Below are 15,020 nucleotides of genomic sequence, written 5' to 3'. Positions count from 1 at the left end.
GGCGGACGGTCGGTGGGCGAAGCGGTGGCCGCGCGGGTCGGCGGCGGTGGGGCGGCCGCGCGCAACTTGGCGGCGGCCTCAGCGGCGGCTTTCTGACGGCGCGCTTCGGCCTCGGCTTCGGCGGCGGCTTTCGCCGCGGCGGCGGCCGCGGCTGCCGCTTCCTCCGCTTCCTTCGCCTTGCGCGCTTCCTCTTCCTGACGCGCCTTCTCGGCCGCGGCGGCGGCGGCCAACTCGGCCTGCTGACGCGCCTCGGCTTCGGCCGCTTCCTTCGCCTTCTGCTTGCGCTCGCGCGTCTTCTTCTCGCGGGCCGCAATCTCGGCTTTCAGCGACTCTTTCTGCTTGTCAAACTCGGCCTCAATCGCCTCGAGCACTTCGTCGGTGGCGACGCTCATATGGCTGCGGACATTGAATCCCAGCCGGTTGACCATCGCCATCAGCGCTTCGGCTGACAGGTTGTGCTCGCGTGCGACTTCAAAGAGGCGTTTGCTGGCCATGAGTTGGCGGTTCCTTTGCGATTGCGCTACAGAGCGACGCGTCCCGTCCGTGACGCGCCGGGACTATTCCTCATCCGCTTTGCCGGGACGCCCGCGCTTGGGCGAATCGTCCTCAGTCTCTTCCTCATCCTCGTGCTCTTCGGTCTCTTCCTCGTCCTCGCCCACGGTGTCGTCGAAGAGTTCATCGCCGACACGCGAGCGAACGGTGCCGTCCGGCTCGACCACCATCTGCGCGGAGAGCTGCTGGGCGACAAACTCCTGCGCCGCCTCGACCAGCTTGTCGGCGGTCTTGGGCCCGATCCCCTCGATGGAGACCAGATCGGCGGGCGTCTTGGTGGCCAGCGTCTCGATCGATTTGATGTCGGCGGCTTCGAGGCGCTCCTTGGTGGCGTCGCCGATGCCGGGCAACTGATCCAGCGGCGTGGCGGTCTCCAGCGCGCGGGTGCGCTGCGCCAAATACTGCGATTCGGAGCGGATCGTGATCTTCCAGCCGGTCAGTTTGGCCGCCAGACGGGCGTTCTGCCCGTTGCGCCCGATCGCCAGCGACAATTTTTCGTCGTCGACGATGACGGTCATTTCCTTGTTGTCGTAGTCGACGTTGACGATCTGCACCACGCGCGCAGGGGCCAGCGCCCGGGCCACGAAGGTCTCCGGATCCGGATCCCACGGCACGATGTCGATGCGCTCGTTGGCCAGTTCGCGCACGATCGACTGCACGCGCACGCCCTTGACGCCGACGCAGGCGCCGACCGGATCGACACGGTCGTCGATCGAATGCACCGCGACCTTCGACCGCTCGCCGGGTTCGCGCGAGACCGCCTTGATCTCGACGATCTTCTCGAAAATCTCCGGCACTTCCAATTCGAACAGTTTCAGCAACAGGCCCGGGTGCGCGCGCGACAGGATGATCTGCGGCCCCTTCATATTGGGCTGCACGTCGGCGATGTAGGCGCGGATGCGGTCGCCCTGACGGAAGCGCTCGCGCGGGATCTGCTCCTTGTGCGGCACCACGGCTTCGGCCCCCTGCAGATTGACGATAATCGTGCCCTTGTCAATGTGCTGCACGATGCCGGTGACCACCTCGCCGACACGGTCCTTGTACTCGGCGTACACCTGCTCGCGCTCCCGCTCGCGGATGCGCTGAACCAGTATCTGCTTGGTGGCGGCGATGGCGTTGCGTCCGAACTCCTCGAACGGCAGCTCGATTTCCATCTCGTCGCCGATTTCGGATTCCTCGTCGATCTCCTGCGCCTCGACCAGCGAAATCTCATGCTGGGGGTCTTGCACGTAGCCGACCACGGTCTTGAGGGCGACCATGTAGATTTCTCCCTCGCGACGGTCGATGTGCACCTGGATGTTGTCCGCGTCACCGAAGCGCTTGCGCGCCGCCGTCATCAGACCCTCTTTGATCGTCTCCAGGACATACTCCTGGTCGAGGTTCTTCGACTTGGTGATCTGGTGGACCACCTCCATGATATCAAATTCGATTGCCATCGTGTCCTTCTCCGGCCGCTGCTACGCGCCGCCTAGATGATCACCTTCGCCTCCACCACCCGCTCCCACGGATACGCCGTGGTGCCGATGGTGACAGACTCCTCGCCGACGCGGGCGATGATGCCCTTGGCGGTTTTGCGCTTTCCTTCGTCGTCCTTGTATTTCAACGTCACACTCTCGCCCATCTTGCGCCGGAAATCGGCCGGGGTCTTAAGCGGCCGGTCCAGCCCGGGGGAAGACACTTCCAGGGTGTACCGCCCCGGCACGACGTCTTCAATGTCCAGATCGGCCGACAGCCGGCGCGACACCGCCGCGCAGTCATCGAGGGTCACGCCCCCGCGCTTGTCGATCACCAGGCGCACGGTCTGATGCTTGCCCGGATGGTGGGTCAACTCGAGCAATTCTACCCCATAGAACTCGGCGACCTTCGTTGCCGTTTCCGTCAAACGCGCCAGCAGGGCGCTATGGGCCGTGCTCTCCGGCATCAGACCTCGTCGGCCTCCCAAAACCGTTACGACGCAAAGACCTATCTGGTCTTGCGCCCCAAACTGCTTAGATATCGCAATTCAGGGGGTGCCGCAACAGAAAAAGCGGGAGGATACAACCCGTAAAACCGACGCAAGGATAACGAAGTTCCCGCCCCGTGTCAATGCCTGTTTCACCACCGCCACGCGGTCAATCGGGTACGGCCATTTGCGGGAGGGCAGCCCTGCCGTAGCTATCGCCTCGTTCGGCGGGTCCCAGGAGCGGACCCACCTCACGAGGCGAAGGACAGACAAGAATGTCCGTCCCCCTGAAAGCCAAACCGGTCACGTCAAAGAACGCCGCGACCGGCTTGAGATGACAGATCATAAAACGAATAGGAGGTCAGACATTCCTGTCTGACCGGCCATCCACGATCGAGAGGCGCTCTTTGCCCCTCAATCGGGGATGGCATAACGCGGGAGGGCGGCCAGTCCTGCATCCCGCGGCGTGAATGCGAATCCGCCTACGACCCGATCTCGCGTTTGACCCGGTCGACCACGTCCGCAAACGGCACATCCTCGGCGGCCTGCGCGTCGCGGCGCTTCAATTCCCAGGCGCCCTTGGCCAGGCCCTTGGCGCCGACAGTAATCCGCAACGGCACACCAATCAGGTCGGCATCGGCGAATTTGACCCCGGCGCGTTCGCTGCGGTCATCGTAAAGAACCTCGATCCCGGCAGTGGCCAGGTCGTTGTAGAGGTCATCGGCAGCTTTCACCAGCGCCGGATCGTCGGACTTAGCGCAGACGATGTGCACATGGAAAGGCGCAATCGGCATCGGCCAGATGATGCCCTTGTCATCATGGAATCGCTCGATCGCCGCCTGCGCGGTGCGTGTGACACCGATGCCGTAAGAACCCATGATAAACGGCTTCTCGTTGCCATCGGCGTCGGTGAAGGTCGCGCCCAGTGCCGCCGAATACTTGGTCCCGAGTTTAAAGGTGTTGCCCACTTCGATGCCGCGCCGTTTGACCAGACGCCCCTCGGCACAGCGCGGGCACCCCTCCCCTGCCTGCGCCGAGCGGATCAGCGCCGTCTTGTCGATGCGGAAATCGGCGAGGTTGACGTCAACATAGTGCTTGTCGGCCTGATTGGCGCCGACCACAAAGTTGGTCAGGTCGTGGACTTCCTCATCGGCCACGATCAGCACATCCTTCGACAGCCCGATGGGCCCCGCGAAGCCGACCGGCGCCTTGGTCAGCGCCATGACCGACTCGGCATCGAGCATCTCAATACCGGTCGCGCCGACGGCGTTGGCCAGTTTCACCTCGTTGATCTCGCGATCGCCGCGGATCAACGCCGCCACGGTCTTGTCGCCGGCCCGGTACAGAAGCGTCTTGACCAGCTTCTGCGGCGGCAGTTTCAGGAAGGCGGTGACTTCCTCAATCGTCCGGGCGCCCGGGGTGTCGACCAACAGCCGCGAGCGCTGCGCCTCTTTGGCCGGCGGCGGGGTCAGCGACCTCGACTCGGCCCGTTCAATGTTGGCGCCGTAGCCGCAGGACGGACAGGTGAGGATGATCGCCTCGCCCCCGTCGGTGTCGACCACCACCATGAACTCATGCGCGAACTTGCCGCCCATCGCGCCGGTGTCGGATTCGACCATCACCGTCTCCAACCCGCAGCGCTTGAAGATGGCAACATAGGCATCAACCATCTTCTGATAGGCAACGTCCAGCCCCGCCTGATCGACGTCGAAGGAGTAGGCGTCCTTCATGATGAACTCACGCCCGCGCATCAGGCCGAAGCGGGGACGGATCTCATCGCGGAACTTCACCTGAATCTGATAGAGGTTGAGCGGCACCTGGCGGTAGGAGCGCACCTCGCCGCAGACCAGCGATGTGACCACTTCCTCATGCGTGGGGCCCAGCACCATCGGCCGCTTGTGACGATCCTCGGCGCGCATCAATTCCGGCCCCATCGCATCCCAGCGTCCAGTCTGCTGCCAGATCTCAGCCGGACAGAGCACCGGCATGGTGATCTCGAGAGCGCCGGAACGGTCCATCTCCTCGCGGACGATGTTTGAAATCTTGGCCAGCACCCGCTGCATCAGGGGCAGGTAAATGTAGACCCCGGCGGTCAGCTTGCGGATGTAACCGCCGCGCAGCAGGTACTTATGACTGACCAGTTCCGCCTCGGCGGGGTCCTCCCGCAGCGTGGGGATGAACATTCGCGACATGCGCATGATCGGTCGCTCCTTGCGGGCGGCTGTCCGCCCATGTCTTTATGGTATCGGCGGCCAGAGACTGTCTCAAAACGGAAACAAGGGGCGAAGGCCCCTTGCCGGTGGTTCCGGTCTGGCCCGGAACGGTCTGTCAGTATACGCGAATCGATCGATGGGTCAAGCGGCGAAACAGAACGGGCGTCCCAAACGGACGCCCGCCGCGGATCAAAGTATCGTCGGGCTCAACGCGGCTTCTTCTTTTTTACCGAGGTGTTCTCGGGCTTGGACGGAGTTGAGGTGGTCCGTTTGGTCCTGGGCTCGTCGAGCGTCTTCTTACCGTCTGCGGCCGGTTCGGCCGGCGCGGATTCCTCGGGTTTGACTTTGGCCTTCTCGTGAACCCGGTCATCGACACCATCATTGTTGGCATCGATGAAGTTGTTGTACTGCACCGCTTCGTCCTTTTTCGACTCGCGCACTTCCTCTTTGAGTTTTTCCAACAGCGTGCGGCTGGCCCTGGTCGGGGCGGCCGGACGCACCCCGGCGGTGTCGGCAGCGGGTTTGGCCGCGGGCGTCTCAGACTTCGGCTTGGCGTCGATGCCCCAGGCGCTCCCGCCGGCAAACATCCACGCGCCCAGTGTCGCGATGATCAGTGTCCGTCTCATCCCTGCCCAGTTATACATTGTCGGCCACCATCCGTCAATTCCCAATCCGGACGTGCGGGGCCGCCCGGTATTGGCCCCGCACGCCGGTGTGCGGCAGTCCCTCTGCCGTCTCCCGTATTGCTCCCTTACTTGCGATCCTTGGTGCGCAGGCCGCGTTCTCCGCTTTTGACCCCGTCGCGGGATTTGGACTTCCCTTTGCCTCCGCTTGTGACCGCGCCGTCATCACCGCCGTCCCCGCTGATCACCGCCTTGCCCACGCCGCTGAGAAACTTGCCCAGCGAGAACTTCGACTTCCCCTCGCCCGGCTCGCCGGAGCGCTTACCCTGCGCGGATGCCTTCTTGCCGTCGGCCACCGATGCCTCGATCCGCTGGGCCTTTGCCTTCGACTTGCCGGCGCTCTTGTCGCCGGCCTTCAGCTTGTGCGCGGCGTTTCCGGCATCGTAATCGCGCCAGATCCGCGGGTCCTGCCTGGCCTTGCTGTCCCTGATGCGGGCGCGGTCATCCCAGTCGGGACGGTAACGGTCCTTTTGCCCGCGGTCGAGACGGATGTCATCGCGGTCATAGACGCGGTACTTCTGCCGTCCCTGCCCGCCTTTTTCCACGCGGAAGTGATCCTCGAAGTCGCCGCGGCCCCGCTTGTAGACCGAATTGAAAATGCCCTTGTCGCGACGGTGCACATAGTAGTCGCGCTTGGGATAGCAGTGGACCACATGGCGGCGGATCAGCCGCGGGCCATCGTAGCAGGTAATGATGCGACGTCCGAAGTAGTGGCGCGGGACGTAGCAGGGCGCGATGCCAATGAAGCTGCCATCGATGTCGATGCGCGCGCCGATCGGCCAGCCAATGTAAATCTGACCGTAGAAGACATCCGGCCACGGGTCCCAGGCGTTGATGTGGTACACATTCGGCCGCGGCCGGATATGGAAGGTGGCCAGGTCGGTGGCGCACCAGTCGTAGTAGCGGCCGCAGAGTTCCCGGTTGACCACATCGATGTAGGCGTACCGGTCGGCGCCGGCGCGAAAGTCACGCAGATCCGGATGCGGGGTCAGATGCAGCGGCATGCTGACATGCTTCTCATAGATCGGCCACTCCGGCAGACTGATCGGAATCTCCGAGGCGATCGCCTGGATGTATTCGGTGCCCGCGGGCCCCTCGACCACCCAGTCGACATCATCCCAGGGACGCGGGAACGTGATCACGTCCCCCGCCGCCACGAAGTTGTCCTCCCACGGCGCCGCCGGGAAGAGCACGTGCAGACGCCCGCGGGTGTCGATGTTGTAGAGCACCAGGAAGGCGTCGCGGGTCAACTCAACCTGGACACGGATCTCTTCGCCCGGATAGTAGACGGCGTCCATGCCGCGGTCGGGCCACACATAGACTTCGAGGTCGTTGCGCGGGCGCGGGCTGATGCGCAGTTCGGCGCCGACTTGCACGTCGGCATACGCCGCCGTCGCCAGCCCCAGCGCCGCCGTCACGGCCGCCAATGTCAGTTTCGTCGTCTTCATGATCCTGCCTCCTGCTTTGCATCCTGCGTATGAGTCCACCGTCCTCTGATCCACGGCACTCCCGAACGTTGTGAGGTCAGGGACGGGCGATCTTCAGACTGTCGGGCACCACCAGCTTGAGTTCCGGATTGCCCGGATCTTCCTGATGGGCCCAGTCGAACCGCACCCAGCTGTTGCCCATGTCGAACACACGCACCTTGGCGTAGCGGTTGGCGTCGGTCCAGATCACGTAGGTGTGGCCGAGGATCACCTCGCACCAGCCGACCGACGACCACCCCTCCGTCGGCGCCCAGCCAACCTCGTCAATGGCGTCGGTGTAGCCGAGATCCTGGATGTCATCGTTGGCGTCGGCGGCCTCGATGAAGATCGTCTCCAGTTGTTCGTCGTAATCGAAGATGATGTCGGCGTCCGGCGAATTGCGGCTCACCTTCATCCGGCGCAGGAAACTCCAGCCGGACTGATCGGCGGTCGCATCGACATACACGTTGAACCCTTCCGGACGCGGCGTGTCGAAGACATCCTCATAGGACAGGTCGCTCTCGTTGCCCTCGTAGTCGACCGCGCTGACGGCGTAGAAGTAGGTGTGACTGTTGCGCACGTCACGGTCGATGAACGACCACTGCGAACGGAACTCGTTGACATGCACACGGCCGATTTCCTCATACAGGTCATCGGGGTCCTCATCGTCGCGGTAGATGATATAGAGCGCCAAGTCGGGCTCGGTTGAGCCATACCAATAGACCGTGACCTGTTGGTCGCCGGTGAGCGAATTGACGCCGCGCGGCACTCCCGGCGCGGTCAGATCGGGCTCGGTGACATAGACACGCTCTGTATTCTCGCATCCCCAGAGCAGCAGGCCTGCGAGCATCACGGCGATTCCGGTCCACAGGCAACGTGAGTTCATGGCATCCTCCTTGGACATCCAGTCCGGGCAACCCCATGGCAAGGGGCGTGCCAGCAAATCCTGTTCAGGCAAGTATAGGAATGACAATCAGTTGCCGATGCGGCTGAACCGTTTGGTGCACCGCAGCTCACGAGATTTTGTGCGTCGATTACAAGTCGCGCACCGAATTCGGGCGACGGCTAAAACGTTGACCACGTTGCAGGAAGGCCATTCTTTCGCGGCATGTCGCAGCCACTGCCTATCGCCAAATCCTCGCAGATCATCCATCTGCTTCCGCAGATGTCGAATCGCCATGGCCTGATCGCCGGGGCCACCGGCACCGGGAAGACCGTCACATTGCAGGTCATCGCCGAGAACTTCTCACGTATCGGTGTGCCGGTCTTCATGGCTGATGTGAAGGGGGATCTGGCCGGACTGTCGCAACCGGGAGTGACAAACCCGAGGCTCGCGGCCCGAATCGAGACGCTGGGAATCGCCCACACCTTCGCGGCTTGCCCGGTGACCTTCTGGGATGTCTTCGGCGCTGGCGGTCATCCAGTGCGCGCGACCATCTCCGATATGGGGCCGATCCTGCTGGCGCGGCTTTTGGACTTAAACGAGACCCAAAGCGGCGTGCTGGCGCTGGTGTTCAAGATTGCCGACGACAACGGGCTTCTGCTTCTGGATCTGAAGGACCTGCAGGAAATGCTGAAGTTTGTCGGCGACAACGCCAAGGAGTTTCGCACCGAATACGGCAACATCACCGCCGCCAGCATCGGGGCGATTCAACGCGGCCTGGTGGCGCTGGAGCAGCAGGGCGCCGATGCGCTTTTCGGCGAGCCGGCCCTGGAATTGGCCGACCTGATGCGCGTGTCGGCCGATGGCCGCGGGATGGTGAACATCCTCGCCGCCGACCGTCTGTTCCACGCGCCCAAGATTTACTCCACCTTCCTGCTGTGGCTTTTGGCCGAACTCTTCGAGGAACTGCCCGAGGCCGGAGACCTGGAAAAACCGAAACTGGTCTTTTTCTTCGATGAGGCGCATCTGTTGTTCGATGACGCTCCCAAGGCGCTGGTCGACAAGGTCGAGCAAGTCGTCCGTCTGATCCGCTCCAAGGGGGTGGGCGTCTTCTTCATCACCCAGAGCCCGCTCGACATTCCCGAAGACATCCTCGGCCAACTGGGCAACCGTGTGCAGCATGCCTTGCGCGCTTTCACCCCGAAGGATCAGAAAGCGGTCCGCGCGGCCGCGCAGACGTTTCGCGCCAATCCCGGCTTCGATGTCGAGGCCGCGATCACCGAAGTCGGCGTGGGCGAAGCGCTGGTGTCATTCCTCGATCCCAAGGGCTCGCCGGGTATGGTCGAGCGCGCTCTCATCTTTCCGCCGTCGAGCCTCATCGGGCCGATTTCCCCGCAGGACCGTCAGGCCCTGATCCAATCCTCTCCCCTGCGCGGCCGTTATGAGCAGGCCGTCGATCGTGAGTCCGCCTACGAACTGCTGCGCCGTCGGGCGGAGCAGCGCGCCTACCGCGAGGAAATCGACACCCTCGCGCGCCGTCAACCCGCACCCGCCACGCGTCCGGTGGGGCGCCGTCGCGACACCGCCATGGACACCTTCATGAAGGGGACTGCCCGTTCGGTGGGCAGCGCGGTCGGGCGCGCCCTCATCCGCGGCATTCTCGGCTCCCTCGGCGGCCGCCGCTAAGAGCAACAAGGATTGCTTCGTCGTCCGCCTCCGGCTGACTCCTCGCAATGACGGTTATCGGGATGCTGCGATGAGCAAGCTGTTCTGTGTCTACATCATGACAAACGAGCACAATACGGTGCTCTACACTGGCATGACGAGCGACCTGACAGCGCGGGTCTGGCAGCACAAGAATGGTGTCGTGGGTAGCTTCAGCAAACGATATCGACTGACAAAACTCGTGTACTATGAAGTCTGCCCGGGTGCGGAAGCCGCCATTATAAGGGAGAAGCAACTCAAAGGTGGCTCTAGAGCTAAGAAATTGGCACTTATCAAGTCGCAGAACCCGTCGTGGGCAGATTTGTCAGAGACGCTCTGAACGACGGACCATACGTCATTGCGAGGAGTCCGCCGGAGGCGGACGACGAAGCAATCCTTTTTAGCCCCCCGACCGCCGCACTCACTCCCGTTCCAGCCCGTACTCCTTCATCTTCAGCCGCAGCGTATTGCGGTGAATCCCCAGCGACTCGGCGGTCTGCTGCAGGGCGTAGTTGTGATGCTCCAGCGCCCGTTGGATGTGCCGTTTCTCCACCTCCGCCAAGGGCAGGGTCGGCAATTCGGACGGCGCGCTGGGCGCCGGGGCGGCGGCGATTCCGAGGGAGAAGTCGGCGACATCGAGGACATCGGTGCGCGCCAGCACACAGGCGCGTTCGATGGCGTTGAGCAGTTCGCGCACATTCCCCGGCCAATGGTAGGACAGAATCAGGTCCTTCGCCGCCGGAGTGATCCCGCGGATGGCGCGTCCGCGCACACGATGCTGCCGTTTGATGAAGGCATCGACCAGAGGCAGGATGTCCTGCGGCCGTTGCCGCAGCGGCGGAATCGTGATCTGGATGACATTGAGACGGTAGTACAGGTCCTCGCGGAACTTCCCCTCCTTGACCATCTCCTCGAGATTCTGATGGGTCGCCGCCACCACGCGGCAGTCGGAAGTCACGGTCTCGTTGCCGCCGAGACGCTCGAAGGCCTTGTGCTCCAGCGCGCGCAGGACCTTCGCCTGGATCGAGGCGGGCATGTCGCCGATCTCATCGAGAAAGATCGTTCCGCCGGCGGCCAGCTCGAAACGGCCGATCCGTCGCGCCAGCGCCCCAGTGTAGGCCCCCTTCTCGGCGCCGAACAGTTCCGCTTCCAGCAGCGTCTCGGGGATGGCGGCGCAGTTGACCGCGATGAAATTCCTGGCGCGACGGCTGGAGGAACGGTGCAACGCCCGCGCCACCAGTTCCTTGCCGGTGCCCGATTCGCCGCGGATCAGCACGGTGGAATCGGAATCGGCCGCGCGCGCCACCGTCGAGAAGACCTCGCGCATCGCATCGGAGGCGATCACCACCGCATCGTCGCGGTAGGGCTCCTCGATCTGCTCGCGGAAATAGCGCACTTCGGAGAGCAGCCAGTGCCGCTCGGCCGCTCGCGCGACCACGGCGAACAGTTCGGTGAACTCGACCGGCTTTTTCAGGAAGTCGAGCGCCCCCTTCTTCATCGCCTCGAGCCCCTTGTCGAAGTCGGCATGGGCCGAGACAATGATCGCCTGCAAATCCGGATTGATCTTTTTCAGTTCCGCCAGCAGTTCCAGCCCGGATTTGCCCGGCATCTGGATGTCCAGCAGGGCGATCTCGGGAAAGACATCCTTGACCGCCGCCAACGCCTCATCGGCCGAGCCGGCTTCGGTCACGGTGTATCCCTGTTTGCGCAGCGCCCCGCCGACCAGGTCACGCTGGGGCTTTTCATCATCGACGACCAGAACGCGCAGGTTTGGCATGGTCAGGCCTCCGCATGGAATGTATGGAGCCGAGGTCCGTTGTGGTAGGGCCCTGTTGCGCGCGCCTGCCTTGACGACACCGCATGCGCTCTGTCAACCACACTTCGATCCGCTGGGCGCATTCCCATTGCCTATGCCACCGTTTTGCTCTTAATTGCCCGGGCGCAGATGGAACTGTCACACCCTGAAGGAGACTCCGATGAAGTGGCTGCTACTTTCCCTGCTCGCGTTCAGCTTCGCCCTGCCGGCGCACGCCAAAATCATCACCCGGACCATCGAATACCAAGTCGGCGATGTCACCTGCGAGGGGTACCTCGCTTACGATGACGCCCGCACCGCGCCGCAGCCGGGTGTGCTGGTGGTGCATCAGTGGCTGGGGCTGACCGACTATGAGAAGTCGCGCTGCGAGCAGTTGGCGGGGCTGGGATATGTCGCGTTTGCGGCGGACATCTACGGCAAGGGGATTCGACCCGCTGACGTCCCGGCCGCCGGCGCCGAGTCGGGCAAGTACAAGGGCAATCCGGCGCTGACGCGCCTACGGGTCGGCGCGGCGTTCGACTGGCTGCGCCAATACCAGCGCGTCGATTCGTTGCGCACCGCCGCGATCGGCTACTGCTTCGGCGGCTGGGTCTGCCTTGAACTGGCCCGTTCGGGCAAGCCGGTCAACGGCGTGGTTGGCTTCCACGCGGCGCTCGATGCGGCCAACCCGGCCGACGCCAAAAACATCAAGGGACGGGTGCTCGTGCTCAATGGCGCCGATGACCCCTATGTCTCCGTCGAGTCCATCGCCGCCTTCATGAAGGAGATGCGCGACGCCGGCGTGCGTTACGAGTATGTCGCCTACGAGGACGCGGTCCATTCCTTCACTCAGCCGATGGCCGGCACCGACAAGTCGAAGGGCGCGGCCTACAACCACATCGCCGATATGCGGTCCTGGGAGGCGATGCGCTGGTTCTTTGGGGAGATCTTCAAGTAAGGCGGGGGCGCCCTCACCCGATTCGCCTTCGGCGAATCGACCTCTCCCAAAGGGAGAGGTGAACTTTGTTTATTCCCGCGGATTGGTCACTTCGGGAGGGCTGGACGTTGCATTTTGGCCGCGGAGGTGCCCTCACCCGATTCGCCTTCGGCGAATCGACCTCTCCCAAAGGGAGAGGTGAACTTCAATGCTTCTCACATTTGCGGCTTTGACGTAGGGGGCACTCTCATCGTATATGGCTGAACGAGCATATCGCAATTCTGATGCGCGATCGAACGCGAAGAGTACACTTCAGTCGCCATGAGGGCAAACATTTCAGTTCCTGAGTGAGCACTCTTCCGGAATCAGAAAACTCACCGCCCCTCTGGGGGAGGTCGCTCCGCGCCAGCGGAGCGGGTGAGGGCATCCCGCGGCAGGGATCCGATGCATTCCCCTTCAAAGCGGGCACATTCGTGGAAGGAAAGAAGTTCACCTCCCCTTCGGGGAGGAGGTCGCTCTGCGCCGGAGGGCAGGTGAGAGCACGCTGCCGCAAAAACCACCGCGGCCACCCTCCCCGGAAGCGCGTGCGGCCATCTTCGACCTGCACTACCAGTATATCCCCTGAACGAGAGGTTTGTTCACCTCCCCCTCGGGGGGAGGTCGCTCCGCGCCAGCGGAGCGGGTGAGGGCATCCCGCGGCAGGGATCCGATGCATTCCCTTTCAAAGCGGGCACATTCCTCGAAGGAAAGAAGTTCACCTCCCCCTCTGGGGGAGGTCGCTCCGCGCCAGCGGAGCGGGTGAGGGCGCCTCGCGGCAGGACTGCAAAATCCCGGCAAAATAATCGGGAGCATTTGCGGGGCAATTGTTGTTTATTCCTGACATCGGGTCTGACGACCCAAAACAGAATGGTTCGAACTGTCAACGCATCACGGAATACCATAATTACAAGGAGTCATCGTGATGAAAAACCGCAAGTGGATCCTCGGGACGGCCGCCCTCGCGTTGGGATTGTCCGTTCTTGCGGCCCCCATCTCGCGCGCCGAGGAGGCCAAGAAGGATGAGCCCCGCTGGGACGAATCCTTCAACGGCCATGAGATGTGGTCCAAGAATGTCGAGGAGGCGCTGGCGCAGGCGGCCAAAGAGGGACGTCCGGCGCTGGTCGACTTCTACGGCTTTGGCTGAGGCTCCTGCCGGACTCTGGCAGAGTCCACATGGGCCAACCCCGACTTCCAGGCCTGGGCGAAGAAGAACAACTACATCCTCGCCAAGGTCGAGACTGGCAAGAATCCCGAAATGCGCGAGAAGTTCAACATCGTCGGCACTCCGACGGTCCTGGTCTACAACGCCAAGGGCGAGCAGGTGGACCGGACGCTCGGCTTTGTCCGTCCCGCCGAGTTTATCGCCACCGTCGATGATTACCAGAAGGGCATCGGCACCCTGGCCTCGATGCTGGCCGAGGAGAAGGACAAGACCTCCGATCCGGCCTTCATGTACAAACTGGCCGAGCGCCTGCTGTCATGGAACCGTATCGATGACGCCGACGCGCGCTATGCGGCGGTGATCACGGTTGACCCGGAGAACAAAAGCGGGCTGGCCGATGACGCTTTCCTTGATCGCGCCTGGTGCTGCCGCAAGAAAAAGGACTTCGAGTGCGCCATCAACCACGCCCGTGATTGCTACAACCGCTGGCCGCAGGGCGAGAAGGCCGCCGAGGCCTGGATCTATGTCGCCTACTACTCCGCCAACGCCGGCAAGAAGGATGAGGCGATCGCGGCCTATCAGGAGTACCTGAAGAAGTGGCCCGAGGGCGAGGATGTGGAATTTGCCAAGGAACAAATCGTCAAATTGCAGCAACCACCCGACTCCACCGCCACCAAAAGCGGCAGTTGAGCCGGCTTCCATAGAAGCGCACACGGCCCCGTCGGCCAATGCCGACGGGGCTTTTGTGTTTTCGGTGATGTCCGTCGTTGCATGGATCGCTTTCCCATAACCAAGCACGCCAACGTGAGGGCGACGCTTCTGCGAAGCCTGCTCTCCGCCGACATGAAATAAAAGACAGGCTCGGCGGAAGCCTCGCCCTCCCCTCAATGGACCACGCGAACGGGAGGGCGAGGCTTCCGCGGAGCCTGCTTTTGGCCGCCATGGAACAAAGAGCAGGCTCTCCTCCGCGGCGAATCGCCCTCCCCTTAGTGGCCCTTCCAGTGCGTGACTACGAATGCCCGCGCAACCGCCGGTCGACCTCCCGTCCCGTCCGGGCGATGATCTCCGGCATGGCCGCGATGTCGGCGCGGGTGGTGCGGAAATTGACCACACACAACCGCAGGTGGTACCGCTCGCGGATCACCGCCGGCGAGACAAACACCTCGCCGCACTGCTCGATCTGCGCCAGAAGTTCCTCGTTAAGCTTGTTAAGGTATTCCTCGGTCGCATCGGTGCCAACGCGCCCGCGCAAATCGGCCGGCACATAACGGAAGGTGGCGATGCTCAAGCCGAGCGTGCGCGGCTCGAATTCGGGATGCTGCGAAATGAGCGCATGGGCGTACCGCGCCAGTTCGATGTCCTCGCCAATCATCCGCGCATATCCCGACCGTCCCGCCTGCTGCAATTGCAGCCAGACTTTCAGCGCACGGAACCCGCGCGAATTCTGCGGGCCATACTCGACGAAGTTGAGCGCCTCCTCCTCGAGATGGTAGTATTTCGGCTTGTAGGAGAAGGCATTGCGCAGATGCTCGGGATTGCGCACCAGGGCGCACCCGGCCTCCAGCGGCGCATACAGCCATTTGTGCGGATCGACCGCCACCGAATCGGCCAGCGACAATCCGCGCAGATCGGCGGGCGCCTCGG

At 63.1% G+C, this 15,020-nt stretch carries 14 protein-coding genes; 5 read left to right on the top strand and 9 right to left on the bottom strand.

The genetic code is table 11. The annotated features are described in order from the left end of the window. The 7 genes from VNN55_11485 to VNN55_11455 all read right to left on the bottom strand — a co-directional run. On the bottom strand, nucleotides 1-494 hold a 494-nt coding region (locus VNN55_11485; protein HWO58175.1), incomplete at its 3' end, for a hypothetical protein. A gap of 63 nt (nucleotides 495-557) precedes the next feature. After that, complete coding sequence (nusA, locus tag VNN55_11480; GenBank protein ID HWO58174.1) at nucleotides 558-1,988, bottom strand: transcription termination factor NusA; 1,431 nt, start codon at nucleotides 1,986-1,988, stop codon at nucleotides 558-560. Nucleotides 1,989-2,020: 32 nt separating this feature from the next. Next, a complete protein-coding gene (gene rimP, locus VNN55_11475) occupies nucleotides 2,021-2,473 on the bottom strand; it encodes a ribosome maturation factor RimP (GenBank protein ID HWO58173.1) in 453 nt (150 codons plus the stop codon). A gap of 503 nt (nucleotides 2,474-2,976) precedes the next feature. Then, nucleotides 2,977-4,692 carry a proline--tRNA ligase gene (locus VNN55_11470; protein ID HWO58172.1) on the bottom strand — a complete coding sequence of 572 codons (1,716 nt, stop codon included), beginning with the start codon at nucleotides 4,690-4,692 and terminating at the stop codon, nucleotides 2,977-2,979. Between the two features lie 221 nt (nucleotides 4,693-4,913). After that, nucleotides 4,914-5,333, bottom strand: coding sequence for a hypothetical protein (locus tag VNN55_11465; protein ID HWO58171.1), 420 nt, complete (start codon nucleotides 5,331-5,333; stop codon nucleotides 4,914-4,916). Nucleotides 5,334-5,458: 125 nt separating this feature from the next. Continuing rightward, on the bottom strand, nucleotides 5,459-6,838 hold the full coding sequence (locus tag VNN55_11460) for a DUF4384 domain-containing protein (protein HWO58170.1): 1,380 nt from the start codon (nucleotides 6,836-6,838) through the stop codon (nucleotides 5,459-5,461). Between the two features lie 76 nt (nucleotides 6,839-6,914). After that, nucleotides 6,915-7,742 carry a hypothetical protein gene (locus VNN55_11455; protein HWO58169.1) on the bottom strand — a complete coding sequence of 276 codons (828 nt, stop codon included), beginning with the start codon at nucleotides 7,740-7,742 and terminating at the stop codon, nucleotides 6,915-6,917. Nucleotides 7,743-7,964: 222 nt separating this feature from the next. Here VNN55_11455 and VNN55_11450 point away from each other — a divergent pair, with 222 nt between their 5' ends. Beyond that, the gene (locus tag VNN55_11450; GenBank protein HWO58168.1) at nucleotides 7,965-9,425 is read left to right on the top strand and encodes a helicase HerA-like domain-containing protein; all 1,461 of its coding nucleotides are present in this window, start codon (nucleotides 7,965-7,967) and stop codon (nucleotides 9,423-9,425) included. A gap of 70 nt (nucleotides 9,426-9,495) precedes the next feature. Further along, on the top strand, nucleotides 9,496-9,783 hold the full coding sequence (locus tag VNN55_11445) for a GIY-YIG nuclease family protein (GenBank protein HWO58167.1): 288 nt from the start codon (nucleotides 9,496-9,498) through the stop codon (nucleotides 9,781-9,783). 81 nt (nucleotides 9,784-9,864) lie between these two features. On the opposite strand, the gene VNN55_11440 is transcribed toward VNN55_11445, so the two are convergent. Continuing rightward, a complete protein-coding gene (locus VNN55_11440; protein HWO58166.1) occupies nucleotides 9,865-11,220 on the bottom strand; it encodes a sigma-54 dependent transcriptional regulator in 1,356 nt (451 codons plus the stop codon). A gap of 199 nt (nucleotides 11,221-11,419) precedes the next feature. On the opposite strand from VNN55_11440, the gene VNN55_11435 reads away from it, so the two are divergent. The 3 genes from VNN55_11435 (at nucleotide 11,420) to VNN55_11425 (ending at nucleotide 14,066) form a co-directional block, all read left to right on the top strand. After that, a complete protein-coding gene (locus VNN55_11435) occupies nucleotides 11,420-12,196 on the top strand; it encodes a dienelactone hydrolase family protein (protein ID HWO58165.1) in 777 nt (258 codons plus the stop codon). Nucleotides 12,197-13,136: 940 nt separating this feature from the next. Then, nucleotides 13,137-13,358: a hypothetical protein gene (locus VNN55_11430; GenBank protein ID HWO58164.1), complete on the top strand. Its 222-nt coding sequence runs from the start codon at nucleotides 13,137-13,139 to the stop codon at nucleotides 13,356-13,358. Nucleotides 13,359-13,373: 15 nt separating this feature from the next. Next, a complete protein-coding gene (locus tag VNN55_11425) occupies nucleotides 13,374-14,066 on the top strand; it encodes a tetratricopeptide repeat protein (protein HWO58163.1) in 693 nt (230 codons plus the stop codon). A 319-nt stretch (nucleotides 14,067-14,385) separates the two neighbouring features. Here VNN55_11425 and VNN55_11420 read toward each other — a convergent pair. After that, the coding region (locus VNN55_11420; protein ID HWO58162.1) for a pyridoxal-dependent decarboxylase at nucleotides 14,386-15,020 on the bottom strand (635 nt) is incomplete at its 5' end.

The sequence above is a fragment of the bacterium genome, from assembly GCA_035559435.1.
Classification (GTDB): Bacteria; Zixibacteria; MSB-5A5; order WJJR01; family WJJR01; genus JACQFV01.
This window is presented reverse-complemented; position numbering and strand designations above follow the sequence as displayed.